Origin of the sequence: Clostridioides sp. ES-S-0049-02 (assembly GCF_020658465.1) — a bacterium.
In the GTDB taxonomy this organism is placed as follows: Bacteria; Bacillota; Clostridia; order Peptostreptococcales; family Peptostreptococcaceae; genus Clostridioides.
Genome location: NZ_JACVWG010000001.1, coordinates 291,638 through 318,489, shown reverse-complemented (window position 1 = coordinate 318,489; position 26,852 = coordinate 291,638). Strand labels below are relative to the sequence as shown.

At 27.8% G+C, this 26,852-nt stretch carries 24 protein-coding genes; 3 read left to right on the top strand and 21 right to left on the bottom strand.

The genetic code is table 11. From position 1 onward, the window contains the following. Nucleotides 1–76 precede the first annotated feature (76 nt). The 3 genes from IC213_RS01520 to IC213_RS01510 all read right to left on the bottom strand — a co-directional run bounded on the left by IC213_RS01520 (nt 77) and on the right by IC213_RS01510 (nt 2,244). The gene (locus tag IC213_RS01520; protein WP_227432555.1) at nt 77–916 is read right to left on the bottom strand and encodes a G5 domain-containing protein; all 840 of its coding nucleotides are present in this window, start codon (nt 914–916) and stop codon (nt 77–79) included. Between the two features lie 241 nt (nt 917–1,157). After that, nucleotides 1,158–1,832 carry a uracil-DNA glycosylase gene (locus IC213_RS01515; RefSeq protein WP_227432554.1) on the bottom strand — a complete coding sequence of 225 codons (675 nt, stop codon included), beginning with the start codon at nt 1,830–1,832 and terminating at the stop codon, nt 1,158–1,160. A 40-nt stretch (nt 1,833–1,872) separates the two neighbouring features. Beyond that, on the bottom strand, nt 1,873–2,244 hold the full coding sequence (locus IC213_RS01510) for a NusG domain II-containing protein (RefSeq protein ID WP_227432553.1): 372 nt from the start codon (nt 2,242–2,244) through the stop codon (nt 1,873–1,875). Between the two features lie 66 nt (nt 2,245–2,310). Between IC213_RS01510 and IC213_RS01505 the strand changes: the two genes are divergently transcribed. Then, nucleotides 2,311–3,366 (top strand): FAD:protein FMN transferase, encoded by a 1,056-nt coding sequence (locus IC213_RS01505; RefSeq protein WP_227432552.1) that lies wholly within the window; start codon nt 2,311–2,313, stop codon nt 3,364–3,366. Between the two features lie 177 nt (nt 3,367–3,543). On the opposite strand, the gene IC213_RS01500 is transcribed toward IC213_RS01505, so the two are convergent. The 9 genes from IC213_RS01500 to IC213_RS01460 all read right to left on the bottom strand — a co-directional run bounded on the left by IC213_RS01500 (nt 3,544) and on the right by IC213_RS01460 (nt 12,303). Continuing rightward, on the bottom strand, nt 3,544–3,978 hold the full coding sequence (locus IC213_RS01500; RefSeq protein ID WP_227432551.1) for a tellurium resistance protein TerC: 435 nt from the start codon (nt 3,976–3,978) through the stop codon (nt 3,544–3,546). A gap of 3 nt (nt 3,979–3,981) precedes the next feature. Continuing rightward, nucleotides 3,982–4,179 carry a helix-turn-helix transcriptional regulator gene (locus tag IC213_RS01495; RefSeq protein ID WP_227432550.1) on the bottom strand — a complete coding sequence of 66 codons (198 nt, stop codon included), beginning with the start codon at nt 4,177–4,179 and terminating at the stop codon, nt 3,982–3,984. Nucleotides 4,180–4,428: 249 nt separating this feature from the next. Then, nucleotides 4,429–5,607, bottom strand: coding sequence for a PatB family C-S lyase (locus IC213_RS01490; protein WP_227855364.1), 1,179 nt, complete (start codon nt 5,605–5,607; stop codon nt 4,429–4,431). Nucleotides 5,608–5,663: 56 nt separating this feature from the next. Next, complete coding sequence (locus tag IC213_RS01485; RefSeq protein ID WP_227862662.1) at nt 5,664–6,728, bottom strand: aminopeptidase P family protein; 1,065 nt, start codon at nt 6,726–6,728, stop codon at nt 5,664–5,666. Nucleotides 6,729–6,832: 104 nt separating this feature from the next. Beyond that, on the bottom strand, nt 6,833–8,095 hold the full coding sequence (locus tag IC213_RS01480) for a PTS fructose transporter subunit IIC (RefSeq protein WP_227862661.1): 1,263 nt from the start codon (nt 8,093–8,095) through the stop codon (nt 6,833–6,835). Nucleotides 8,096–8,119: 24 nt separating this feature from the next. Then, entirely contained in the window at nt 8,120–8,437 is a 318-nt protein-coding gene (locus IC213_RS01475) for a PTS fructose transporter subunit IIB (RefSeq protein WP_227432546.1), read from the bottom strand. A gap of 57 nt (nt 8,438–8,494) precedes the next feature. After that, on the bottom strand, nt 8,495–8,950 hold the full coding sequence (locus IC213_RS01470; protein WP_227862660.1) for a PTS sugar transporter subunit IIA: 456 nt from the start codon (nt 8,948–8,950) through the stop codon (nt 8,495–8,497). A 14-nt stretch (nt 8,951–8,964) separates the two neighbouring features. Further along, a complete protein-coding gene (locus tag IC213_RS01465; RefSeq protein WP_227432544.1) occupies nt 8,965–10,854 on the bottom strand; it encodes a BglG family transcription antiterminator in 1,890 nt (629 codons plus the stop codon). Nucleotides 10,855–10,941: 87 nt separating this feature from the next. Beyond that, a complete protein-coding gene (locus IC213_RS01460; protein WP_227432543.1) occupies nt 10,942–12,303 on the bottom strand; it encodes a Sapep family Mn(2+)-dependent dipeptidase in 1,362 nt (453 codons plus the stop codon). Between the two features lie 172 nt (nt 12,304–12,475). Here IC213_RS01460 and manA point away from each other — a divergent pair, with 172 nt between their 5' ends. Next, nucleotides 12,476–13,420 carry a mannose-6-phosphate isomerase, class I gene (gene manA / locus IC213_RS01455; protein WP_227862659.1) on the top strand — a complete coding sequence of 315 codons (945 nt, stop codon included), beginning with the start codon at nt 12,476–12,478 and terminating at the stop codon, nt 13,418–13,420. Nucleotides 13,421–13,551: 131 nt separating this feature from the next. On the opposite strand, the gene IC213_RS01450 is transcribed toward manA, so the two are convergent. The 5 genes from IC213_RS01450 to IC213_RS01430 all read right to left on the bottom strand — a co-directional run bounded on the left by IC213_RS01450 (nt 13,552) and on the right by IC213_RS01430 (nt 21,631). Continuing rightward, complete coding sequence (locus tag IC213_RS01450) at nt 13,552–16,290, bottom strand: PAS domain-containing sensor histidine kinase (RefSeq protein ID WP_227432541.1); 2,739 nt, start codon at nt 16,288–16,290, stop codon at nt 13,552–13,554. A 105-nt stretch (nt 16,291–16,395) separates the two neighbouring features. Continuing rightward, complete coding sequence (gene selB, locus IC213_RS01445; RefSeq protein WP_227432540.1) at nt 16,396–18,279, bottom strand: selenocysteine-specific translation elongation factor; 1,884 nt, start codon at nt 18,277–18,279, stop codon at nt 16,396–16,398. A gap of 74 nt (nt 18,280–18,353) precedes the next feature. Further along, nucleotides 18,354–19,733, bottom strand: coding sequence for an L-seryl-tRNA(Sec) selenium transferase (gene selA, locus IC213_RS01440; RefSeq protein WP_227862852.1), 1,380 nt, complete (start codon nt 19,731–19,733; stop codon nt 18,354–18,356). Between the two features lie 54 nt (nt 19,734–19,787). Continuing rightward, nucleotides 19,788–20,834, bottom strand: coding sequence for a selenide, water dikinase SelD (gene selD, locus IC213_RS01435; RefSeq protein ID WP_227432539.1), 1,047 nt, complete (start codon nt 20,832–20,834; stop codon nt 19,788–19,790). A gap of 92 nt (nt 20,835–20,926) precedes the next feature. After that, nucleotides 20,927–21,631, bottom strand: a complete 705-nt coding sequence (locus IC213_RS01430; protein ID WP_227432538.1) for a DUF655 domain-containing protein — start codon at nt 21,629–21,631, stop codon at nt 20,927–20,929. A 79-nt stretch (nt 21,632–21,710) separates the two neighbouring features. Here IC213_RS01430 and IC213_RS01425 point away from each other — a divergent pair, with 79 nt between their 5' ends. Beyond that, nucleotides 21,711–23,000: a D-alanyl-D-alanine carboxypeptidase family protein gene (locus IC213_RS01425; RefSeq protein WP_227432537.1), complete on the top strand. Its 1,290-nt coding sequence runs from the start codon at nt 21,711–21,713 to the stop codon at nt 22,998–23,000. Nucleotides 23,001–23,251: 251 nt separating this feature from the next. On the opposite strand, the gene panC is transcribed toward IC213_RS01425, so the two are convergent. The 4 genes from panC to IC213_RS01405 form a co-directional block, all read right to left on the bottom strand. Further along, nucleotides 23,252–24,100, bottom strand: a complete 849-nt coding sequence (gene panC, locus IC213_RS01420) for a pantoate--beta-alanine ligase (RefSeq protein WP_227862658.1) — start codon at nt 24,098–24,100, stop codon at nt 23,252–23,254. Between the two features lie 18 nt (nt 24,101–24,118). After that, on the bottom strand, nt 24,119–24,946 hold the full coding sequence (gene panB, locus IC213_RS01415; RefSeq protein ID WP_227432535.1) for a 3-methyl-2-oxobutanoate hydroxymethyltransferase: 828 nt from the start codon (nt 24,944–24,946) through the stop codon (nt 24,119–24,121). Further along, on the bottom strand, nt 24,921–25,859 hold the full coding sequence (locus tag IC213_RS01410) for a DUF2520 domain-containing protein (protein ID WP_227824268.1): 939 nt from the start codon (nt 25,857–25,859) through the stop codon (nt 24,921–24,923). Before IC213_RS01410 ends, panB begins: the two co-directional genes overlap by 26 nt. Nucleotides 25,860–26,277: 418 nt before the next feature. Further along, entirely contained in the window at nt 26,278–26,616 is a 339-nt protein-coding gene (locus tag IC213_RS01405) for a DUF2325 domain-containing protein (protein WP_021385441.1), read from the bottom strand. Nucleotides 26,617–26,852: the final 236 nt, after the last annotated feature.

Here is a 26,852-nt window from a genome sequence, read left to right as displayed (position 1 = left end):
TATTTTAATTATCTATAAAGAATTTTTCCTCTATTTAATCAAAATACAATTTCCAGTATAAATATAAATTATTTAATTATTTTAATATACGTATATCTATAGTTTTTCTTCCCCAATTATAAACTGTCTTTGAGTCATTCATAAATATATCAATTTTATTTCCTTTTATCGCACCACCACAGTCTTCAGCAGTAAATACCATATCAAATTGAGGTATATATACTTTCGTTCCATATGGTATAACCTTAGGGTCTACAGCTATTGTTCCCCACTTAGGCTTTGTTCCTGTTGCAGTTATACTATGACCAGAATATGCAGTTGCTACAACTCTCATACTTCTACCATTGTTACTACTGCTACTACTTGAAGAAGATGAAGCCATCCTTCTTGAACTTTCTCCCCTTGATGAAGCTACTTGCATTTCTACTTTTGTTCCTTTATTTACAACTTTATTAACTGGCTCAGATGTAACAACTTTTTTCACAAATTCCTTTTCTACTTTCTTGCCATTGTGATAAGTTTCTTTATATACTAATTCACTTTTACCAGATTTTCCTTCTTCTTTAACTTTAGAATCTCCTTTTGACAAAGAGTTATCTTCAACAACTGTAACTTCAAACGGAATGTCTTTAGTCTCTACAACTGTTTTTTCCTTAACATCAATTACTTCTATTTTATCTCCATTAGATAACTTTGAATTTACATCCAAACTAACTATATCATTTCCATCATAGCTAATGTTTTGGGCTTCCAAAAGGTCTCCTACATTAGAACTAAATGTAGATACAGTTCTTTCTTCTCCTTTTACTACTAATGTTACTTGTTTATTAAGTGCAGAGTATCCAGATAAAATTCCAACTGATAAAACAACCGCCATTGCCGAGACTTTAACATTACTCAATTTCTTTAAATTCATATAAAATTTCCTCCCTCAAATTTTTTACACTATATATTTTGCTTCGTAATCTTCTGCTTCGTAAATTTCTTTTTTGTTTTTTGTGTAACTAAATTGTAACTATTTTTTCAAGAGTTGTCAACTTGACAAAAAAATAGAAATATGCATACATAGTATTTTCAACTATTGAAGCATATTTCTATTAGTTACAACAATGTCATTGTTTATTGTTGTTTTGTTATCATTTTGTTACCTTTTATCTTTATATATTTTCTATCTGCCAATTGATAGGTTCTTTTCCTAGCTTTTCGAGAATTTCATTTATCTTAGAGAAGTGCTTACATCCAAAAAAACCTTTACTTGCTGATAATGGACTTGGATGAGGTGCTTCCAAAATATAATGCTTACTTGTATCAATCAATTCTACTTTTTTACGCGCATTACTTCCCCACAGTACAAAAATTACTGGGTCTTCACGGTCACTTAAAATAGAAATCACTCTATCTGTGAAAATTTCCCACCCTTTATTTTTATGAGAATTGGCTTCATGTGCTCTAACAGTAAGTGCTGTATTTAAAAGTAACACACCTTGGTCTGCCCAAGGCATTAAGTATCCATTATTAGGTATAAAGCATCCTAAATCTTCTTTCAACTCTTTGTACATATTTAATAGAGATGGTGGAGTTTTTACTTGTGGTTGAACTGAAAAAGCTAAACCATGAGCTTGATTATCTCCATGATAGGGGTCTTGTCCTAGTATTAAAACTTTTGTATCTTTATATGAAGTGTGTTTTAAAGCTTCATATATGTTATGCATATTAGGAAAAATTTGACGTGTCTTATATTCATCTATAAGGAATTTTCTTAAATTTAAATAATATTCTTTTTCAAATTCTTCCTTTAATAATTCATTCCAATCGTTTCCTAAATTAACCATAGTTATCACCAATTCCTTTCAGCTATTTTTATTTATTGTTTTATTTAGAAATTATGTCCTCTTGATTGTCATTCTTTTCATTAGTATTTATTTTTATGCTCACTCTGTTAGGTATACAAACTATACTTTGACTTGGTTTGTTTATAAAACCTGTATGTACACACACCTTATCAGGACATGAAGCATCTATTATCTCCACACCTTTGTCATGAATTTTAACTATATTGTACCCTCCTCTATTTTCTATTTTAAATTCTTCTTTGGCATTTATTGAAACAGTCTTATACAATTTATTATCTACATAAATTTCAATACTTCCAGCATTTTTAGAATTTATAACATTTATTATTCCATAACATGCTGTGATAACAATCAAAACACCTAAAATAAGAAGAATGTCTTTTTTCTTCATTTTTTGTCCTCCTATGAAATTATGCTATAATAAGATAATAACACAATTTCATAGGAGGAATATACCATGAATAAGAAAAAAATCACATTTATTTTTGTGATATTGATTTTAGCATTAATTTTATTTTCATTTTTTAGGAGTTCAAGTCAAAATACTAAATATAGTAAGACAAGCTATTACCTTGGTACAGTAAATGAAGTTACTATATTTAATATAAAAGAATCAAAAAGTGATAAAATTTTAAATGAATGTGATTCAATTTTAAGATATATTGATAACAAGATGAGTACCCATATACCAGGAAGCGATGTTTCTAAAATAAATGATAATGCTGGTAAAGATTTTGTCAAAGTTTCTGATGATACATTTTTTGTTGTACAAGAGGCTATAGAATACTCTAAGTTGTCAAATGGATACTTTGATATAACAGTTGGTCCACTATCCAATCTATGGGCAATTGGAACAGACAAGGCTAAAGTCCCAAATGACTCTGAGATAAACGAACTTCTGCCGCTCATTGATTACAAAAATATTATATTAGATGAAAAAAATAAATCTATAAAGTTAGCTAAAGAAGATATGAAAATTGATTTAGGGGCAATAGCTAAAGGATATGCTGCTGATAAAATCGTAGGCTATTTGAAATCAGAAGGTATAAAAAAAGCTTTAGTAAACTTGGGAGGTAATATATTTACTTTAGAAGATAGCAAAAATAACAAACCTTTTAAAATTGGTATTCAAGACCCAACTAGCAAAAATGGAGAATCTATAGGGAATATAGAAACTACAAATAAATCTGTTGTTACATCTGGAATTTATGAGAGATTTATAGAAAAAGATGGTAAAATATATCACCATATGTTAAATCCATTTACAGGATACCCTTTTGAAAACAACTTAAGCAGTGTTACAATAATCTCTGATAAATCTATTAATTGTGATGCTTTATCCACTTCTACATTTGGACTTGGACTTGAAAAAGGTATGGATTTAATTAATAGTATTGATAATGTAGATGCTATATTTATAACCAAAGATAAAAAAGTATATTTAACTAATGGCATACAAAATAATTTTAAACTTACAGACAAAGCTTTTTCTATTAAAAAGTTCAATAAATAATGAGTTTAAATAATAACTATATCTATTATGCATACAAATTTATACATACAAATTTAAATAACTCTAATATAACTAATGTAAATTTAAGTTTTATATAAAATATGGTATATACTAAGTAGTCTAAAACAAATTGTACTTATGTATATACCATATTTATAGCTTGATTTGTATAAAACACTACCCATTACGCTTTAACTTTCGATAATAAATAACTCCTACAACATATAAAACAATCCACAAAACAAATAAATATATGATTATTACCAATGAGTTGTATATATCTAATGCATTTAGTACAGAGAAAACAAAAGCAGATATAGGAATTATTATCATACATACAATGTAAGCATATCTTCCTGCTTTATCTCTATACATAACATTTCTTTCATCATGAAGATTAATGTTTTCTATTTCGAGCTTTTCTTTGTATTCTTCTTTATGCTTATTCCAGTAAAAGTAACGATAAATGGCAGAAATTCCACCAAATCCAAAGCCTCCTGCTAGTCCAGCAAACAAAGAACCTAACTTATCACCATTCATTAAACAAAGAAACAAGAAAATAACACCTAAAACTACAAATACAATTCCTATTCTTAAATTTTTCTTTTCCATGAACTATTTCTCCTTCCATAAAAATATTTCTTCAATCGACATTTCAAAAAAATCAGATATTTGAAATGCAAGTTCTAAAGATGGATTATATTTTCCATTTTCAATAGAACTAATCGTCTGCCTTGAAACCTTAAGAATTTTTGCAAAATCTTCTTGATTAAGACCTTTTTTCTTTCTTAAATCCTCTACACGATTTTTCAAAAAGATTGCCTCCTTTTTGTAAAGTTTCCTTTACATTTATAATATACCACTTGCTTTTATTTTTGTAAAGGAAACTTTACAAAATATATATAAAAATAGACATTTCATTAGAAATGCCTATCATTAAACATATTTAATTTTATAATTGAATTACATCTTGATGTCTATAAACCTTATTTTTTAATCTTTTTTAGTACATCTTTGAAACAACCTACATTTTTTATTTTTAATAATAACTCAACTAACTTTTTATAACGACTTTACAAACAAATCCATTCTATTTAATGCCTCAATTACATTTTCTTTTTGAGTTCCTAAATTTATCCTAACATACTTTTCTCCATCTTTTACAAAGTGACTTCCATCTTCTATTAGCACTCCTGTATTGACAGCTAACCTATCTGTAAATTCACTTGCACTTAGTCCTAGATTGCTTATGTCCATCCAAGCCAAATAAGACGATTCCATCTTCATTAGTTTAATCTTCTCATATTTATTTACCCAATTCTCTAAAAGTTCATAATTTGATTTTATATACTCATTTACGTTCCTTAACCACTCTCTACATTCATCATAAGCTGTTATTAATCCTATTATTCCAAATACATTTGGAGAAGTTATAGAATTTTGTTTTAGTTTCTTTCTAAAAGTATCTCTTATATCCTTATTTATAACTATTGAATAAGAGGTTTTTAATCCTCCAAGATTAAACCCTTTATTTGGTGATGTCAATAGGATAATATTTTCTAAAAGTTCTCTTTCAAGCTTAAGAATAGAATTAAATTCGCCATAATGAATATGCTCTGCATGTACTTCATCTGCAACTAAAATAACATTGTTTTCTTTACATATAGTTGCTACTTTCGTCATTTCTTCAATTGACCAAATTCTTCCTGATGGATTATGTGGTGTACAAAACATCATTAACTTAGGTTTATTTTCTTTAATTTGAGATTCTAATCTATCAAAATTTATATAATATCTATCATTTATCACATCTAATGTATTACAAACTACATTTACACCCTGCTTTTTAGCTGATGATTCAAATGGGTCATAAACTGGTGTATTTAATATTATACTATCTCCTTTTTTACAAAAAGCTTGTACTACATAGTGAAGTGTTGACACAGTTCCATAAGTCAATGTAATCCATTCTCTTTCTACATTTACTTTATGCATATCATTTTGCCACCCAATAACTGAATCATAAAATTCATCATAACAGTATGTATATCCAAATACACCTCTTTTTACAGCTTCAATAAATTTACTTTCTATTTCTGTTGGTATTTTAAAATCCATATCAGCAATCCACATTGGTACAAAATCTTCTTTAATATATCCAAATTTATCTCTTATAATATTTAAATCCCACTTTCTACACTTTTCACTTACTCTATCTGGTCTATCATCAAAATTATACATTTAAATTTACCTCGTCTTTTCTTATTATTATAAAAATACTTAGCTACAATTTATTTTTAATTTACAACTATTAAATCTTTGGTAGATATAGTCAATCTCATACACCCATCTTGAGTTATAAGTACATCATCTTCAATTCTTACTCCTCCAAGTTCTGGCACATATATACCAGGCTCTATAGTTACAACCATGCCTTCTTTTAATACTTCATTTGATTCTGAAGTTAATGCTGGATACTCATGAACCATAATACCTACACCATGACCCAGATTGTGTCCAAAATTATCACCATATCCATATGAACTAATTATATCTCTTGCAACCTTATCTATTTCACCAGCAGTCATGCCTGGCTTTAAAACCTTTATACACTCTTCATTAGCTTTCTTTACTATATTATATATTTTTTCTAGTTCTTTATTTGTAGTTCCCATACAAATAGTTCTAGTAATGTCTGAACAATAATTATTATACTTTGCTCCAAAATCGAATGTAACAAAATCTCCATATTCTATAATTTTTTCACTAGCTTTTCCATGAGGTAAGGCTCCTCTCAAACCAGATGCAACTATAGTGTCGAATGATTCTTTTTGTCCGCCTAATTCTTTTATGAATCTTACAATTTCATTTTCTACTTGTCTTTCAGTCATACCAACTTTTATAAAGTCAATTATATGATAAAACGTAGCATCTACTATTTCACAAGCTTTTTTTATATATTTTATTTCATCTTCATCTTTCTCTTTTCTTAAAGTAGATAAATCAATTGATTTTAAAGTTACATTTAATTTGTTATTCATACTTTTATATGAGTCAAAAGATACTTCACTTCCTTCAAAGCCAATTTCTTTTATATTTTGATTTCTGCAAATATCATTAATTATGTCAAAATACGTTCTATTTTTATCCATTAATATAACATCAAATAAATCTGATTTTCTTTTAATTTCTTCAAAGTATCTAAAATCTACTATTATATATTGTTTATCTTTCGTTATAAAAACATAGCCTGATGAACTAAATAGATTTCTAATATAAAACTTATTGGTAGAACTATTAATAAGAATTCCATCTACATTATACTCTTTAAGATACTTTCTTATTTTTTCTATTTTATTCATAATTTTATCTTCACCATCCTTAATTAGTCATATAGGTAAGGCTGGTAATATTGTTTCAATCAATATTACCAGCCAAGGTTATTATAGATAGTAAAATTTATAAATTAATCAATATAATCTACAACAAGTTTACCATCCTTTATTAATTTATTTCTGTAAAATACATTTCCTACAGCTATGAATATAGCACCAACTGCTATACCTATTACATATCCAAATAAGTTATCTACTAGAGGCCATGCCCATATAGCTGACTCTGGGAACCACTGAATTGCCCCTAAAACTATACCTGTAATAGCTCCTATTATACTTCCTACGATATTTAAAGGTATAACAAAACCTGGTCTCTCAAGTGCAAATGGTATTGCTCCCTCTGATATACCCATAAATGATAGGAATATAGAAGTTTTTCCTGCTTGATAGAATTGTCTATCATATACTCTTCTTCCCACTAATCTTTTATCTAATAAAGTTGTAAGTCCTAATCCAATTGGAGGAACAACTATAGCTATTGTTCTTGCTGTTATTGGTAGTACATTTTCTGTAGTCAAACCAAGTGCAACGAATCCTGCTGCTTTATTTATTGGCCCACCTAAGTCAAATGCTGTAGCTGCTGCTAAAGCTGTTGCATATACATATTCTCCCGCTGCTCCTGCTGCTGTTAAGAAGTTTTTCATACTTTCATTAATTAATCCACCAAATGGAGTTATTATAAATATCATCAATACCATACAAGTTAATGATGCTATTAGTGGTATTAAAAATGTTGTTTTAAAAGCTAACCAGTTATGAGAAACTTTTATAGATTTATTTAACCATTTTACAAAATATCCTATTATAAATGCGATTAATATGGCACCTAAGAATCCTGATGCAACTGGTACAACTTCTGTCCATTGTCCATCTACGAATTGTGGTACACCTACAGGTTTATTAGCTATATATCCACCTATAAATCCTGCGATTAGGGCTGTTTTTCCACCTATAGAATTTGCACAGAATGCTGCAAATAGTGGTATTGCAAATCCAAACAGAGTAAATCCGAAGTTTGACATTAATTGTGCCATGTTTAAAAGGCTAAGTTTAAATCCTGTAAATTCACCTGAGTTCATAGCATCAACTATACCTACAGATGGGTCAAACCCTAATATTGCATATGGTATTAATTGAGATAAAGCTCCTATAAGTCCACCCATTACTAAGACTGGTATCATATATGATATACCTGTCATTATATGTTTACTAATTTCTTTCCATTTTCCATTTCCCTTTGATTGAGTTGGATTAGATGGAGTAGTTTTTCCTGCGTTATTGCCTCCTGTTGTAGAAGCACCTGAACTGTTTATAACTTTTTTCTTGATTGCCATTCTATTTCCTCCACAGTAAATTTATTATATTCCTAAATCCTCTTCTATTTCCTTTATAACACCTTCTGCATTCTTTATAGCCTCTTGTAATTCAACCTCATAAACTTCACAACCATCAAATCTTTCCATACCTTCTGGTGTTATTGCTACTGCATGTATTATCATAGTTGCTCCTAATATGTCTTCTCTTGTTAATTCATTTTGCACACCATCTGCACCTTGAGTTTCAACTTTTGCTTCATAACCTAATGCCTTTGCAGCTTGCTCTATTGCTTCTGCTGCCATAAAAGTGTGAGCTAGTCCCATTGGACAAGCACATAATGCTACTAATTTTTTATTCATTTTAAATTCCTCCTATTTACTTTAATTAATTATTTTTATTTTAACTTTAGTATTTATCTATAAACCTAAAGCTTCATTTATTAAATTAGCGATTTCTTCCACATTATCACTCTTTAAAAGAGAATCTTTAAAATCTTTATTTATTAATTTTCTTGAAAGAGACGATAATAATTTAAGGTGTATGTTTTCTTTACTTTTTCCTGGCATAAGCAAACTTATTGCCAATTTGACATTGTCCTCACCTTCATTCCAAACAACATTATCATTAAACTTTAGTACCACTACTGCTGGATTTTCAATTGCATCATTTTTAGTATGAGGTATTGCTATAGATTCTCCCAAATTTGTAGTAAATTGCTCTTCTCTAGCTGCTAAGCCTTCGTATACTAGATTTTCATCTTCTGTTAAATTTAAGTCTTTAGCTTTCTTAGCTATAAATTTTAAAACCTCAACCTTAGACTTAGCCTCAGTATTTAAAAATACATATTCTTTGTTAAATATGTTTGTTCCCATTGTTAATTTCCTCCTTAATTACCTATCAGTGCCATTAATTTATTAAAGTCACATATTTTAATAATTCCTCTTACTCCACCTTCATCTTTTATAAAGTTGTAAAGGTATTTAAATATTGAAAAATTATGTTTTTCTTTAGTATTAAAAAATACCATAAATACTAGTTGAACTTCTTGCTTATCCCAAATTATTGGATTTTCAAGTATTCCAACTCCGATTATAGATTTTTTATCTCCCTTCACTATTGTGTGAGGTATAGCTACTAGATTTCCTATTTCAGTTGATGAAATATTTTCTCTATCTATTATACTTTTTATTGAGCTTTCTTCTATAAAGTCTCTTTCTTTTAACTTGTTTGAAAGCGAAAGTATAACTTCTTCTTTTGTATTTGCTTTTATACTGAAAAAAGCTCTTTCATCAAACATATTACTTATTATTTTTCTTCTTTCTTCCTTTTCATAAAAGGCTTTGTTTACGTTTTCAATTAGGCTATCATCAAATATATTTTCTATATATAAGACTGGCTTTTCATATCCTTTTAATTCAACTGTTGATACTACCAAATCAACATCTTGACCTATTGCCATATCAAGATATCTAAATGGATAAACACCTACAACATTTAAGTCACTTATATTCTGCTTTAATTTTTCAGAAAGAAGCTGACCTGTGCCTATACCATAATGACAAACTATACAAATTTTCTTACTTGTATTTTTTTTCATTCTTTCATTTGAAGCAGCAAAGTGAATAGCTATATATCCAAGTTCATCTTCATCTAATTTTAAATTAAATTCAGTTTCTAGCTTATTTGATAAAAACACAGCTAAGTTAAAAGCTATTGGAAATTTCTCTTTTATTTGATGAAGCAGAGGATTATTAGATTTTATATTAGCTTTTGCTCTATTTAAAAACCTCTTTATATGGTCAGATATCGCTATCATAAACTCTTCATCTTTTGTATAGTCACTTCCTGAAATAAGCAGTATATCTTGAAGAGCACTACTTATAACGCTACTTATTCTTTCTTCAATTTCACTTGCATTTTTTATTCCTTGTGCACCTCTATATGCTATTACACCAGAATAATTGGAAATATAAATTACTTCATCTTCAATAAGTTTAAATCCAACTTTATCAGATATTTCTTTCATAAGCTTTTCTATAAAACTGTAATTATGAAATCTATATCCTGTATCTATTAAATTTATATTTTTGCTATGACCTCTCTTACTTCTAAACACAGAAACTATTATTTTTGAAAGTAAAAGATTAAAGTCTTTATCTGAAATTATTGTTTCTTTTTCTCTTAAATGCTTTTCTAAAATACTTTCTATGCAATTTATATCGTTTTCACTGATATCATCCAAAAATACTTTGATTTTACTCTTCTCATCCAACTTTATTGCATAATCAGTAATCAACTGTCTTATATTAATTTCTTCACCATATATATAGCTTCCATAATAAGGTTTAGATTTTATAACTAAGTCATACTTTTCAAGTTTTCTTTTAAGCTTACTAGATAATTTATTTATGGCTGCTATACTTAGATTTAATTCTTCTGCCATTACTTCTATACTCATATAATTTCTGTTAATCAGCATACATATTATATTTGACATCCTTGCTTCTTCAGAATCATCCAAGAAACCATTTATATATTTATTTGCTTCTTTTACAGCTTTTGATATGTTGGTTTTAGAGCCACTTAGCTTATATCCTATACCTCTTGAAGAATCTATTTCTAAATCATACTTACTCAAAATACCATTTAAATCTGCTATATATCTTTTAATAGTTTTAGTAGATACATCTAATTTAATAGCTAGTTCATTTGATGTCATATATCCATCTTTATTGCTTAAACTTTTTACTATTACTGCATGTTTCTTAGTTATCATTGTATCACCTTCTCTTTGATTTCAATTATATATCAAATAAAATTTTAGTTGTATATATAATATGTCTATATAAGGGACATTTTGTATTTATATATTATTGCATAATGTAACTATTGCCTCCGCATAGATACCTATCGCAGTTATAAACCTATCTAAACTGGCAAATTCATTTGCACTATGAACATTTCCAAAACTACCATCAGGAAATTCACACCCAAATATTACTGAATTCTTCATTTCAGCTGCATAGCTTCCTGCACTGGTTACTCTAACAACACTTTTTGAGTCTCCAGAATACTTTACATATATCTCATGTAAACGTCTTACAAGTTTCGAATTCTCATCTATATAATTTGCTTGCTTTAAATTTTCCCCAATAAACTTAAATTTATTAATATTATTTATTTTTATATACAAATCAAATTTTTCTATTATTTCTTCAACTGTCAATACTTCAGGATACCTAACACTTAAAATTACTTCAAGCTTTCCTTCTTTTATATTTATTATTGTTGGAACCATTGAAAGAATTCCACATTTTCCTTCAACATTTAAGCCAAACAGTTTTCCATCTATATTATCTTTATTTATTAGCCTGTACAAATCTTTTGCCCAATCTTCATCAAGATTTTCTGCTAAAATTTTAATTGTATCTAATATGGGATTTATTGCTTTTTCAGGTTTAGATGAGTGTCCACCTTTCCCATTCACAATATACTTACCATCATTAAAACTTATTGAAACATTATTAAAATCAGAATTTATATAATCATTACTTAAATTTTCAATATTTTTGATATACACTTTGTCTGGAATTGTATTAAACTCTATTCCACCACTTATATCTAGATATTTATCATCTATATCCAGCATTAGCTTTATTATCGCTCCACCCTTTTCTCCATTTAATACAGGAAATTTAGCATCTGGAGTAAATCCATATACACCATGTGGCTCTTTGCTATAATAGTGCTTTATGCACTTAAATCCACTTTCTTCATTTCCTCCAGCAATTAATCTAACTTTTCTCTTTAAATCTATATTTAGACTTTTTATCATTTTTAATGCCAAAAAATTTGCTATCATAGGGCCCTTATTATCGGAAACACCTCTAGCAACTAATTTGTCACCCATAATATCTAGCTTAAATGGCTCACTATCCCATCCTTCTCCTGGATTTACAACATCACAATGCCCAAATATGTCTATATAATCTTTACCATCTCCATATTCAATATAAACAGCATGATTATCTATATTTTTAACAGTAAAATTATTTTCTCTACCTAAATTTTCAAACCACTTTAATGCATCATATACACCTTTTCCAAAAGGCATATCTTTAGATACAGTATTTTTATCATAAAAGGAAGGTATACTTACCCATTCCTCCAACAATTTCAAGAATTCTTTTTTATATTTTTGATTTTCTTCTTTAAATCTCTCCATGATTATCACTCCAATTTAAACCTTTATATTATATATCATAGTTTATCTTGTTTCATAAATCCTTATACTTTATGTCATTTCAAGGGACAAAACTTTTTTGCTATTGATTTTATAATCTATTTATATATAATTATTTGTAGGATAAATTTAATATCATAGGAGGAACAAGATTATGGAACCATTATTTTTAAAACCTATTTTTATGGATAGAATATGGGGTGGTACTGCACTTAAAGATAAATTTAACTATGAGATAAAATCACCTACAACAGGTGAATGTTGGGCTATAAGTTCTCATAAAAATGGAGATTGTCTGATAGAAAATGGAGAATATAAAAATAAAAAGCTATCTGAATTATGGGAGAAAAATAGAGAATTGTTTGGTAATACACCTGGAGATAAATTCCCTTTGCTTACAAAAATACTCGATGCCAATGACAATTTATCGGTTCAAGTTCATCCAAATGATGAATATGCTCAAAAAAACGAAAATGGAGAATTGGGTAAAACAGAATGCTGGTATGTAATAGACTGTTCTGATGATGCAGAAATTATAATAGGTCACAATGCAAAATCTCGTGAAGAATTTATAGAAATGATAAATAATAACGAATGGGACAAACTGCTTAGAAAAGTTAATATAAAAAAAGGTGACTTTTTCTATGTTCCAAGCGGAACTATACATGCTATATGTAAGGGAACATTAATTTTAGAAACTCAACAAAACTCAGATACTACTTATAGAGTTTATGATTATGATAGAACTGATAACTTAGGAAATAAACGTGAACTTCATGTTCAAAAATCAATAGAAGTTACAAATGTTCCTCATACAGATTTTGATACTGATTATAAAATTGTATCAACACCAAACTTTAAATGTACAACATTTGTATCAAATGAATTTTTTAGTGTCTATAAATTAGATATTTTTGGAAAATGTGATTTTACTCACAATACACCTTTTTCTTTGTACAGTATCCTAGATGGAGTTGGTAAATTGATACACAGTTCTATAGAGTATGATTTAAAGAAAGGTATGCATTTTATATTACCAAATAATTTTGGAAGTTTTGGATTTGAAGGTAATCTAGAAATCATATGTTCTCACATATAGATACAAAATACAATTAACATCAAAAAAAGCTAGACTATCATAAAAACTTATTTTTATGATAGCCTAGCTTTTTATAATGTACTCTATTAAATATAGAATATTTTATTTCACTTTTACAATTTAATAACTTTCTAATAATATATATCAGAAAATTCTATTTTTATTTTTTCTTGAAGATTGTATATTCTCTTATCTTCTGTATAATACTCATTACTAAAGCTTTTCATTGGCAGTGAGATTAAAAATTCTGTACCCTTATTAACTTCACTTATTACTTCTATATCTCCACCATGAAGACTTACTAAGTTCTTAACTATAGCAAGTCCTATTCCACTTCCTTCAGTATTTCTAGATAAAGTCTTGTCAACTTGTGAAAACTCTTCAAAAATCAACTCCAATTTATCTTGAGGTATACCAACACCAGTGTCTTTAACACTTATTATTACTTTATCAATTTTATAGTAGATGTTTACATATATCCATCCTCCATTATCAGTAAATTTAATACAGTTTGATAATAGATTTAGTATAATTCTCTCAATTTCAGCCTTGTCTACATAGACATTGATTTCTTCAAGCTCTGTATCAAATAGAATTCTTATATCTTTTCTGCTTGCATACTCTTCTATATTCATAAACAAATCTTCTATTACAGATACAATATTGTATTTTGCAAGTTTAAGTGTGTAAAATCCTGACTCCATCTTTGTCAAATCTATAATATTATTTATCAATCTTTGAAGTCTATAGGAACTTTGTCTAACTAAATCAACATGAGATTTAATATTATTATTATAGTCTTTTATTTTTTCACTTCTATAGAAAGAATCTACCAATTGATTTGAACTTGATATAACATTTAATGGTGTTTTTAACTCATGAGACATATTTGCAAAAAACTCAGTTTTTATTTTATCTGTTTTAAATCTTTCAAGTAATTCTTTTTCAGCTTGTTCAGAGTATTTTTTATGTGCTAAATCTTTTATAATAAGCATTATATATCTAGTGTTATATATCGAAAAAGGCAAGGCGCTTAATTCTACTTCTACTATATCATCATAATTATTTATTAATTCATATTCTAGTAAAAGTATACTCTTATTTTCATTTAAAACTTTAGTCATATTTTCAGTAAATTTCATTTTTTCTTCAGTATTTGCATTCATTAATATCTTAATATTAGAATCTTTTACATCATCTATACTTGTAAAAGATAGCATATCCAAAAATGATTTATTTGCATAATTTACACTTAAGTCTTCTCTTAACAAGCATATACCATCAGGTAGTATATCTATAAATCTTGAATAAGAGGATTGACTTTCTTCAAGTTTTATTTGAGATATCTTTCGAGAAGTTGTATCACGTATTACAATAATAGTTTTATAAGTTCCTTCATTATTATAATGAGAAAAACTCATCTCTACATATTTTACTTCACCCTCTATTACATACCTTTTTTCTATATTTTCTTCACTTTTACATATTGAGGAAAAATCGATGTTTTCTAATGTCTCTTTAAATATTTGTCTACATGCATTATTTACATATATTTTATTACTACCTTCAAGTACTACTATACCATCTCCAACACTTTCCAAAAAGTCTTCACTTCTCTTATTTGCTTCAATAACTTTTCGTTCGTATTCCTTTTTCTTAGTTTTGTCCTTTAATACACATAAGACTCCTTCTATTTGTGTAGCTATAATTAAAGGAGCAAATATAGCTTGGTAAACCTTATTGTCACTTGTATCAATAAATTTTTCTATATTTTTTTTATTGATAAATACATAATTAATGCTTTCTATTAAATCACTAAAATTTTTAACTTTATAACTTAATTTATCTTGTTCTTTATAATCTCCAAAAATATTTCTAAAACTTTTATTTGCATATGTAATTTCTCCATCCTTACTAAACACAACTATACTATTTACAGCAACATCTAAAGTAGATTGTAGTCGTAATTCTCTTTTTATAAGTATTTCTTTAAGTTCTTCTATTTTTTCTGTTTCATATATTAATTTTTTATTTTTTTCTTTCAAACTTTCTGTTTTTATTGTTAATTCTTCATTTGTATCATGTAATTCCAATGCTGTTTTCTTAATATTCTTAGATACTATATAATTATATAAATAATATAATGCTACATTTATTGTTATTTGTGATAACATACCTTCTATATGTATATTACCAATTACTATATGTAGTAAATTTGGAGCTCTTGATAAGATTGTTATTATTATTATTCTATTAAAAAACTTTTTCTCACTATATTCCCATTTATTTGCGTTTGAACTTGAGTTTAGTTCAATTCCACTCATAATAGAGACAATTATCATAAATATAGATGTAACAACCCCTAAAGTATAGTGTAATGTCCCTCTATCTAAAGAGTTACAAATTTCAGATATTATGAATAAAGATGATATTGTTAAAACTACAGTTACTACAAATAAAATTATGCTCGAATGAATTTGTTTATTATCCTTAACAAATTTAAAACTTAAATACACACCTAATATAGGAAATAAATCTGTCATTGCTGATATTGTAATGTTAATTCCAATTACAGCTTCTGCTCTAGTACCTAAACAATTAAATAAATATATACACTCCAATACTCCAGTTGCTGCAAATACTAATCCTAAAAATGTAGAAAATGAATCTACTTTAAATTTTGTAGTATTAAATATAATCATTCCTGTAGCTATTAAGAATGTAGCATATACAGCATGCAGTAAAATTTCATATTTATTTGTATCTTTTATAATAAATAACAAAAGCACTGAGCCCATTATTATAAATAAAAGGCTCATGTCTTCTCTTTCTTTTATATCTGGTTTCACAGCAGGTATTATATTCTTCAATACTTTACACTTCCTCTTAATTAATATTTTATACTAATTAATTTATACGATACTCGACATTATAATTCCTTCTTTATACCTCAAAGCAAAAACAGACATTTTCCGCTAAAACAAAATTCTTTTGTTTTCTACTCTTTTAGTTATTTTGTTTCTATCAAAGTTTTCTAATATAATCATACAGTTTTTTCTACTAGAATCTATCAAATCTCTGTATTCTCCTAATGTTATTTCCTTATTTTCTTTTATATAATTTATTAAAGTATTCTTTGCATCTTCATAAATATCTTTATCCATTATATACAAATCATCCAATTTTTCTACCTTGTTACCTATCATTGACTCTAATACTTCAGCATAGTTATGATTTCCTTCAGAAACTTCATCTATTGTCAATATTGAAGAAACTCCACATGATTTTAGCTTTTTTTCTATTTTTTTTGCTATTTCTCTTTGTTTGTCATTTAAGATAACTTCAAAATCAAATAATGATATTATATTATTTTCTATTTTTATAATATTTTCTGTAGATAATTTTTCTAATAAGATATCCATTTCTCTAGTCTTAAAATTACTTTCTACCTTAGACCTTACTTCTTCTTTTAACATACCTTTTCTCAATCTATACTTCTTATGGTACTCACTTAAAAGATTTATTGTACTTTCCTTTAGTTTATTGTATTGATTTATATGCATGTACATGTTTCCAATAAGCAATACTTTATTTTCTGATATAAGTATCTCAATAGCTTTTTTTACATGCTCTTCATGAGCACCACTATAACTCATTATTTCTTTTAGATTTGGATAATTTTTTAGATTTCTCTTTAAGTATTCTTCTATTATATCTTTAAGTTCACCTTTTTCTTTTATTTTTAATCCCTCTATAACTTTTTCATCAAATCTCTTATGCTTTTTAGGAGATGGGTCAATTATCACACCTCCACCTATAGTTTCCATTGGAGAATAACGTCTGACAACAAAAGTATCACCCTTCTTAGATACTATACTTTCTTCAAGTCTTAATTGAACATATCCATTCTCTCCGTTTTCAATTAAATCTTTATCTAGTGGAACTGCTCTACAAAGTATTTCTCTAGTCCCATGATACAATCTCAATCTATCCCAATGCTTTATCCCTTTTTCTAGATGATTTACCAATGATAATTTCACATCTAACATCATTGATTCTTCTAATGAATTTGGAGCAGCCAAAACATCTCCTCTTTTTATATCATCTACCTTTACATTTGATATGTTGATTGCTGTTCTTTGTCCTGCATAAGCTGTATCTTTACTTTCCCCATGAACTTGTATACTTCTTATCTTTGTTTTTAATACTTGTGGATATATAACCAAGTCATCCTCTATACTTATCTTTCCTTCTATTAATGTACCTGTTATTACAGTACCAAATCCCTTTATAGAAAATACTCTATCTATATTAAGTCTTGCTGGAGAATTTTCGTTTTTATCTTCTATTGCCTCACTCATCTTATCTATTTTTTCAATAAGAGTATTTATTCCTTTTTTAGATACAGAATCAACTTCAATTATTTCTGCACTTTCAAGAAAAGTACCTTTTATTTTTTCACAAACATCCTCTTTTACTAGTTCTCTAAATTCTTCGTCTACAGTATCAGATTTAGTCAAAACTACTATTCCATTTTTTATATTTAAAAAACTTAAGATGTCTAAATGCTCAACTGTCTGTGGCATAACACCCTCATCTGCTGCTACAACAAGTAAAACTATATCAAGTCCTGATGCTCCAGCTAGCATGTTTTTTATAAATTTTTCATGTCCTGGTACATCTACGATACCAGCCCTTCTATTGTTTGGTAAATCAAAATAAGTAAACCCTAAATTTATTGATATACCTCTCTTTTTTTCTTCATCCAAGGTATCAGTTTCTCTTCCAGTCAATGCTTTTATAAGAGTTGTTTTTCCATGGTCTATATGACCTGCTGTTCCAATTACTACGTTTTTCATTTTTTGCCCCCTATCAAAGCTTCAATGCTTTTAATTTTCAATTAAAATTAATAGTATTACTATATCAAATTTAGTTAATTAAAGGCTTTTCTTAATTCCTCAACTACTACATCAAATTCATCATCAAATATAGTTCTTACATCTAAAACATATTTATTATCATATACTCTAGCTATTATATGAGCTTCACTGAGTCTTAATTTTTTTTCTAAAGATGATACATTCATATGCTCAGGAGTTATTGTTATTACCTTTGTGGCTATTGTTTCAAGAGGCATAGACCCTCCTCCTACCTGAGAGAATCCATCTTCTATGTTTATCTTAGCATTTAGATTTAAGGCAGTTATTTTTTCAAATAATTTATTTGCCTTTGCTTCTAATTCTTCAATGTTATATGTCAACATTTTTAAAGTAGGTATGTTTTCCACAGCCTTTGTTTCGTCTAGGTACATCCTTAAAGTTGCTTCAAGTGCACATATTGTAAGCTTATCGACTCTAAGAGCTCTAGTAAGTTGATTTTTCTTCATTTTTTCTATATACTCTTTTTTCCCAACTATAATACCTGCTTGTGGCCCACCAAGCATTTTATCTCCACTAAAAGTAACTACATCTGCACCTTGTCTTATAGAATCTAATACAGTTGGTTCATAAGATAATCCATATTTTGATAAATCTATAAATACTCCACTTCCTAGGTCTTCTATTACAGGTAACTTATATTTTTTACCCAAATTAACTAGTTCTTCGATAGATACACTCTCTGTAAATCCCATAATTCTATAGTTACTTGTATGAACTTTCATCAATACATTAGTTTCTTCTGTAATAGCTTCTTTATAATCTTTTAAGTGTGTCTTATTAGTTGAGCCTATTTCCACTAATTCTGCACCACTAAGAGCCATTATACTTGGAATTCGGAAAGAACCTCCTACTTCCACTAACTCTCCACGTGATACAATTGCTTCTCCTCCTTTTGCCATTGTACTAAGTACAAGAAGCACTGCTGCTGCATTATTATTTACAACTAGTACATCTTCTGCACCAGTAAGTCTTTTTATTGTATTAGTTAAATGAGAATATCTTGAGCCTCTTTCTCCATTATCCAAATCATATTCCAAGTTTGAATATCTTGAAGCAGCACACCATAATTCATCTTTTATATCTTCACTAAGTAAAGACCTCCCCAAATTTGTATGAATAACTGTACCAGTTGCATTTATAACTTTTTTTAATGATAATGAGTAATTTAATTTAACTCTCTCTATTGAAGATTCTATTATCTCATCAAATTCTATTGTTACAGAATTAGATGCATCCTCTTTTAATCTTAAAATAAATTGTCTCTTAAAATCTATCACTTCTCTTACAGATTCTAAAACTAAACTTCTAGGATATTCCTCTATTATTTCTACTATTCTATTATCACTTAATACTTCATCAACTGAAGGTAACATTGCAAATAATTCTCTTTTGCTCAAAATAATCACTCTTTCTCTACATATAATATTTTATAAAACTTTAATATATTTTTCCCCTTTTTTCACTACAGAACCTATGATTTTTGCTTCTATTGCTCCATTTAACTTCATATCTCTTACAAGTTCTTCTGCTAATTCTTCTTTTACAGAAATCAATAACCCTCCAGAAGTTTGTGGGTCATATAAAATATCTTGAACTGCAACTTCTACATCTCCTACAATTTCTACATCTTTTGATACATAATGCATGTTTTTATACATCCCAGCAGGTATGATTCCCATTTCTGCCATTTCTACAGCACCCTCGATAATTGGAACATGCTTTGAATCAATTTCAATACTCACTTCAGAAGCTTTAGCCATTTCTAAAGCATGCCCAAGTAAACCAAATCCAGTGATATCTGTAACTGAATTTACATCAATTTTATCAAAACTCATTGCTGCATATTTATTTAAATGTATCATTATTTCTACTACTTTGTCACATACATGTTGTTCTACCATACCTTCTTTCATGGCTGTATTTAATACACCCACACCAATTGGCTTTGTTATAACTAACTTGTCGCCAGGCTTTGCAGTAGCATTTGATAAAACTTTATTTGGATTTACAATTCCAGAAACTGAAAGACCATATTTAGGTTCTTGGTCATCTACAGTATGCCCTCCGACTAATAGTGCACCACTTTCTTTTACTTTATCAAATCCACCTTTTAATATTTCTGCAAGTACATCCATATCATGACATGATGGAAAACAAACAATATTCATTGCAACTAAAGGCTTTCCTCCCATAGCATATACATCTGATAGTGAATTTGATGCAGCAATTTGACCAAATACAAATGGGTCATCTACCATTGGTGTAAAGAAATCCAGTGTTTGAATAAGTGCCATATCATCATTTAACTTATACACAGCAGCATCATCTGCTGTATCTAATCCTACTAATAAATTTTCTATATTATCATTTTTAGGCAGTTGAGATAAAACTGATGCCAGAACCTCTGGCCCTATTTTAGCTGCTCATCCACCTGCTGTTGTCATCTCTGTAAGTTTTTTTTGTTCCTTCTTCATAAAAGTACCTCCTTTACTAAATTTCCGCATATACACACATATACATACATATTTATAATACCATATCTATAAGTGAGTTTTGTATTATATTTTTAGTCTATACAAATTAAATCTTTTAGATTTTCGTATTTTTTATCTCCTATCCCATTCACATTTTTTATATCTTCAATTGAATCAAATTGTCCATTTTCTTCTCTATGTTGTAAAATTTTATTAGCTGTAGCTTCTCCAACTCCAGGTAAAGCATCCAGTTCTTCTAATTTTGCTGTGTTTATATTTATTTTTGATTTATCAGATAGATTTTTATTATTTTTACTTTCAGATTCATTTTTAGGTTCGTTTTCTAGACTTGGCTTATTAGAATCGCTGTTGCTTGTAACAGATATTGTTTCTCCTATTTTAGGTATTATGTAATGTTGTTCATCTTCTAACTTTAGTGATAAATTAATTCCATTTAAATCAGCTTCTTTTGTTGTTCCACCTAATAATTCTACAGCATCATAAAGTCTCTTATCTGATTCTATAGTTACAATCCCTGGTCTATTCACTGCTCCACTTATGTATATAGTTATTTTATTAATTTGAATATTTTTATCTATTTTCCCCTCATATTTATTATGCTTATTTACTTCATTTTTAACTATTTTGTCTACCTTATCTGTTTTTTTATTATGTGAATTATTTTTACTTACAACATAAATATCTTCTTTGAAGACATCTAACCGATTAATGATTATTGCTGACAATGTTAAAAAACATACCATAGAAAACAAAATAATTTTTACCTTTTTTTTCATATATTAATCACTCCTTCATTTTAATTATTGACAAAAATATGCTATACTAAAAGATGAATTTAAATTTTGGAGGCTCACAATGAAAAGAAATTTATCACTTTTATTAATCTGTTTCTTGATATTTGCTTCATTTTTAGGAAGTTCTAATATATCTTTTGCAGATGATGAACCAGCTATAGTTGCCAAACATGCCGTTTTAATGGACTATGAAACTGGAAAAATATTGTATAATAAATCTGGAGATTCTAAGCTTTATCCAGCTTCAACAACTAAGGCATGGACAGCTTGTTTAGTTCTGAAAAAGGTTAAGAATTTAAATCAAGTAATAGAAATTAAAAACCTACCTCAGATAGAGGGTTCTAGTATGTACTTGAAAGAAGGCGAAGCTTTCACTGTAAGACAATTATTAAACGCTCTTTTGATTCATTCTTCTAATGATGCTGCCTTTGTATTAGCTAGATATGTTGGTGAAGGAGATGTACAAAAATTTGTTGACCTTATGAATTCTGAGGCAAAAGATATTGGAGCTACTGGCACTCATTTTAACAATCCTCATGGATTACCAGACCCAAATCATTACACTACAGCTCATGATATGGCTCTTATGGCCAGAGAAGCTATGAATAATGATGTTTTTAGACAGATTGTAAAAACTAAGTCACTTAAGTTTGATGCTACAAAAGCATACCCTTATGAAAGATATTTTGTAAATACTAATAAATTTTTAACATCACATGATAAGATTACATATAAAGGTCAATCTATAGATATAAAATACGATATAGTTGATGGTATAAAAACAGGATATACTGATGCTGCTGGTAAATGTCTTTTATCTAGTGCAGTAAAAGATGGAAGAAGAGTCATTGCTGCTGTATTTAATTCAACTAATTACGATTTATATTTAGATTCACGCATCTTAATTGATTATGGATTTGATAACTTTAAATGCGCTACTATTGTTGATAAAGAAAAATATACTGATACTAAAAAAGTATTATTTACAAAACAACATGAATTAATTTATGAACCAAAATATAGTTATAAGATAACTTTAGGACAAAATGAGTCTCAAGGTGACTACAATACTAAAACTGAACTAGATAAAATTGATTTACCTGTAAAAAAAGGTACTAAGGTTGGTACTTTAAATATATATAATAGTGGTAAGCTAGAAAAGAGTATAGATTTAGTTGCAAAAAATAACCTTGATAGTAGTCTTCCATTTATAACTGAAAATAAAACTTTGATGCTTTCTATTAAAATTATTATGGCTATTTTAGTACTTCTAGTTATATTTATAATAGCTTCAAATATTAAAAAGAATAATAAAAGAAAGTCTAGAGGAAAAAGAAATATGAGAAAATAGCAATACCACTTATTTATAACACCCTTATCTGCTATAATTATAATGTTTTTTTAAAGAACAATTATCACATAGAAAAGGAGTTCTTAGGAATCCCTTTTCTTTTTTATACAAAAAAGGAGATACCCAAATTTTTATTTTGAGACCTCCCATATAATTACAATTAATCATAATCTTAAGCAAATCTAATTTTTAAATTTTTCTTTTTATAAAATATCATTTTTTTAATTATCTATACTGTATAAAACAACAACCTATATATCAAATTGAAATGTAAAGTTATCAATTAATCTAGTTTTTCCTATGAAAACAGCACTTGCTACAAGTACAGAATTTTCTATATGTTCAACAGGTTGTAATGTCTCACTATCTACAATTTCAACATAATCTATTTTTGTTGAATCTTCAGAATTTATTTTAGATGTTATTAATTCTTTTATTTTTTTTACATCTAGATTTCCTTTTGCCAGTTCTTCTTTTGCCAAGCTTAGGCTTTCATTTAAAACTAAAGCAGTTTTTCTTTCTTCTTTTGAAAGATATGTATTTCTTGAGCTTTTTGCTAAACCATCTTTTTCACGAATTATAGGGCATCCTATTATTTTTGTGTCTATATTCAAATCTTTGACCATCCTTTTAATTACTGCTAATTGTTGAGCATCTTTCTCTCCAAAATAAGCTTTATCAGGAGTTACTATATTCAGAAGTTTTGAAACAACTAGGCATACACCACCAAAATGAACAGGTCTTTTAGAACCACAAAGAAAATCTGTAAGTCCAGACACATCTATGGTAGTACAATTGCCTTTCAAATACATTTCTTCTGATGATGGGTTAAAGACTACTGATGCACCACTATCTATACAGCATTTAAAATCTTTTTCTATATCTCTCGGATAACTGTTAAAATCTTCATTTGGTCCAAACTGAGTTGGATTTACAAATACACTTACTACTACCTTATCATTTTCTTTTACAGCTTTTTTAATAAGGCTTTGATGTCCTTCATGTAAAAATCCCATAGTAGGAACAAGTCCTATAGAATAGCCAGTTTTTTTCCAATCTTTAATTATATTTCTTAGTGATTGTATTTCTTTTACAAGCATTTTGTACCATCCTTAATCTTAGTATAATTTTTCTAATTCAGATTCATTTATTGAAAAGCTATGTTTTTCTTGTGGAAATACGCCAGTTTCAACTTCTAGTATGTAATTTTTAATTGAATCTTTCATTATATCTCCTATATTTGCGTATTGCTTTACAAATTTAGGTACAAAATCTCCAAACATCCCCAACATATCTTGATAAACTAAAATTTGACCATCACAATTAATTCCTGCTCCTATCCCTATTGTGGGAATTGAAATAGAATTAGTCACCTTCTCAGCTATTTTAGCAGGAACTCCTTCAAGGACAATAGAAAATGCTCCTGCTTTTTCTATTAATTTAGCATCTTCAATAAGTTGTTTTGCTGTTTCACTAGTATTTCCTTGAACCTTAAATCCACCAAATGAATTTACAGATTGAGGTGTTAGTCCTAAATGGCCCATTACAGGTATTTGAGCATTTACAATGTTTTTTATTTGTTCTATAACGTTTGAGCCACCTTCTAATTTTACAGCATGTGCCCCACCTTCTTTTACAAGTCTGCCAGCATTTTTAACAGCCTCTTCTGTAGAAACATGGTAAGATAGAAATGGCATATCACTTACAATTAAGGCATTTTTGGCACCATTTTTTACAGCTTTTGTATGATATATAATTTCATCTATAGTAACAGATAGAGTGTTTTCTTCACCTTTTACGACCATTCCTAATGAATCTCCTATTAAAATACCATTTATATTACATTCATCCATTATTTTTGCTATTGAGTAATCATAAGCAGTAAGCATAGATAGCTTCCTTCCATCACTTTTAGCATTTTTAAAAGTCAGTATAGTATTTTTCATTGTTTTTTCCTCCTAAAATTTTGTAAATCTCTTTATATTTTTCAGATTTACTCATTAAATCTTCGACTGCATTTTCTATAGAAATATTTTTTGTACATTTTAATGAATCTTCATTTTCCAAGGCTATTATTTTTAGTAGATTTAAGGAGAGTATTTTGTAAATATCTTCATCTTTTTTATCTAATGCTGATAAATGTTTTTTTATTGGTGTTATATCACCACGAACAACAGGTCCAGTAAGGGATTTAGTAAATCCCTTATCAAGTATATTTTCTATATTTATTTTGACCAAAGGATTTATAGCTTTTAAAGCTTCTTCTTCAGATAGACCCAATTTAATAAAGTAACTTACTCCTACATATAGTAAAGATAACACTAAATTTGAAACTAAAACATTGGCCACATGATAAGTGGATGAAGTATTTTTATCTCTTATGAAAAACCGATTTCCTAGGCTATTTATAAAATTTTGAATAAATAAATCATCTTTTTCATTATCACCTTCTATGGAAAAACAAATGTCTTTCATTTTTTTAATATCAGTATTTTTATTGGAAAATGCAAATATAGGATGGACAGAATAAATTAATGCACCTGCTTTTTTTGAACAGAACAATATACTAGATTTTAAAGAGCCACTTGTGTGGCAAATGTATTTATGTTTTAAATTAAATTTGGAAAGTTTTTTGTCTATGATTTCAATAGAATCATCTGATGTTGTAATAAATAATATATCATTTTCATAAATAATGTCTTTCAAGTTACTATAAATCTTTGTTTTTGTTAAATCTGTTGATTCTAATAAAGATAATTGATTTCTTCCATAAAAGCCCGTTACACAATAATCTTTTGACAAAAAATAATTTGCTAAAGATGTCCCAACTTTTCCAGAACCAATAAATCCTATTTTAATAGTATCACCTCCAACTTGTGATACAACATCTTAATTTCCAATCTCATTCATGAAGATATGAGTTATATAAGACAAAATAATTAAAAACATTTAAAGTATAGTTCTTATAACAAGATACCATCCATGAATATTCTACCATTTAAATAAAAAATTGACAATTAATTCTACAAAAATTAAGTTAATATGTTTTTATTTATGTTTTCTTATTTTACTAAAAATGCACTTAACTTAAAAATAATTAAAATAATATTTTTCAATAATCTCTTTAACATTTTATTTTTGTTAAAAAATAAAAATGTGCTCCTTCCTTGTATATTGTGATATTTTTACTACCACAACTTTTTGGAAGAATGCACACTTTATTTCACACACTCAACACATATTGAATATGTATTCTCAAACTTATTAAATTATATATTTATGTATTTTTCTGTTTTTGCTTATCGTTAAGTTTACATTTTGAACAGTTTCCTAGACATTCATCAACCATATCTAGACATTCATTAAATGCTACCTTACTACTATTTTTATGTCTTACAATTAGTATATCCTGTTTTTTAGCCTGAGACTCAACTGTTCTAGACATCTTATGTGAAACTGTTGATGTAAGTATAACAACAGCATCAGGTTTTCCTATAGAGTTATTTAATTTAGATGACATAGTAGTATATACTTTTGTTTTATAACCTTTTTTCTTGGCCATAACCATATAATCTTTTTCCATTCTTTCATGGCCACCAATCACTAATAAGTTCATTAGACTGCCTCCCGCCTTATTTGATATTGATTTTCATTATTATTTATACTATATATAATAATATCTAAAAATAATTTTGTCAATACTTATTGATATTAATTATCATTTTAATAATAGAAGGTTTTATTTTTAGTAACTTTTTAGTGTTAATAAATTTAAATTTATTGGCTCTAAAAGTTATTGATATTGCATTATAAATAATGTTTTGTATAATAAAAAGCTGTGAGTTTTAATGA

What these genes read in the sequence shown, in the direction of transcription:
- IC213_RS01520 (WP_227432555.1), bottom strand. Translation starts at nt 916, where the DNA reads ATGAATTTAAAGAAATTGAGTAATGTTAAAGTCTCGGCAATGGCGGTT.
- IC213_RS01515 (WP_227432554.1), bottom strand. Translation starts at nt 1,832, where the DNA reads ATGGTTAATTTAGGAAACGATTGGAATGAATTATTAAAGGAAGAATTT.
- IC213_RS01510 (WP_227432553.1), bottom strand. Translation starts at nt 2,244, where the DNA reads ATGAAGAAAAAAGACATTCTTCTTATTTTAGGTGTTTTGATTGTTATC.
- IC213_RS01505 (WP_227432552.1), top strand. Translation starts at nt 2,311, where the DNA reads ATGAATAAGAAAAAAATCACATTTATTTTTGTGATATTGATTTTAGCA.
- IC213_RS01500 (WP_227432551.1), bottom strand. Translation starts at nt 3,978, where the DNA reads ATGGAAAAGAAAAATTTAAGAATAGGAATTGTATTTGTAGTTTTAGGT.
- IC213_RS01490 (WP_227855364.1), bottom strand. Translation starts at nt 5,607, where the DNA reads ATGTATAATTTTGATGATAGACCAGATAGAGTAAGTGAAAAGTGTAGA.
- IC213_RS01485 (WP_227862662.1), bottom strand. Translation starts at nt 6,728, where the DNA reads ATGAATAAAATAGAAAAAATAAGAAAGTATCTTAAAGAGTATAATGTA.
- IC213_RS01480 (WP_227862661.1), bottom strand. Translation starts at nt 8,095, where the DNA reads ATGGCAATCAAGAAAAAAGTTATAAACAGTTCAGGTGCTTCTACAACA.
- IC213_RS01475 (WP_227432546.1), bottom strand. Translation starts at nt 8,437, where the DNA reads ATGAATAAAAAATTAGTAGCATTATGTGCTTGTCCAATGGGACTAGCT.
- IC213_RS01470 (WP_227862660.1), bottom strand. Translation starts at nt 8,950, where the DNA reads ATGGGAACAAACATATTTAACAAAGAATATGTATTTTTAAATACTGAG.
- IC213_RS01465 (WP_227432544.1), bottom strand. Translation starts at nt 10,854, where the DNA reads ATGATAACTAAGAAACATGCAGTAATAGTAAAAAGTTTAAGCAATAAA.
- IC213_RS01460 (WP_227432543.1), bottom strand. Translation starts at nt 12,303, where the DNA reads ATGGAGAGATTTAAAGAAGAAAATCAAAAATATAAAAAAGAATTCTTG.
- manA (WP_227862659.1), top strand. Translation starts at nt 12,476, where the DNA reads ATGGAACCATTATTTTTAAAACCTATTTTTATGGATAGAATATGGGGT.
- selB (WP_227432540.1), bottom strand. Translation starts at nt 18,279, where the DNA reads ATGAAAAACGTAGTAATTGGAACAGCAGGTCATATAGACCATGGAAAA.
- selA (WP_227862852.1), bottom strand. Translation starts at nt 19,733, where the DNA reads ATGTTACCTTCAGTTGATGAAGTATTAAGTGATAATAGAATAGTAGAA.
- IC213_RS01430 (WP_227432538.1), bottom strand. Translation starts at nt 21,631, where the DNA reads ATGAAAAAAAAGGTAAAAATTATTTTGTTTTCTATGGTATGTTTTTTA.
- IC213_RS01425 (WP_227432537.1), top strand. Translation starts at nt 21,711, where the DNA reads ATGAAAAGAAATTTATCACTTTTATTAATCTGTTTCTTGATATTTGCT.
- panC (WP_227862658.1), bottom strand. Translation starts at nt 24,100, where the DNA reads ATGCTTGTAAAAGAAATACAATCACTAAGAAATATAATTAAAGATTGG.
- panB (WP_227432535.1), bottom strand. Translation starts at nt 24,946, where the DNA reads ATGAAAAATACTATACTGACTTTTAAAAATGCTAAAAGTGATGGAAGG.
- IC213_RS01405 (WP_021385441.1), bottom strand. Translation starts at nt 26,616, where the DNA reads ATGAACTTATTAGTGATTGGTGGCCATGAAAGAATGGAAAAAGATTAT.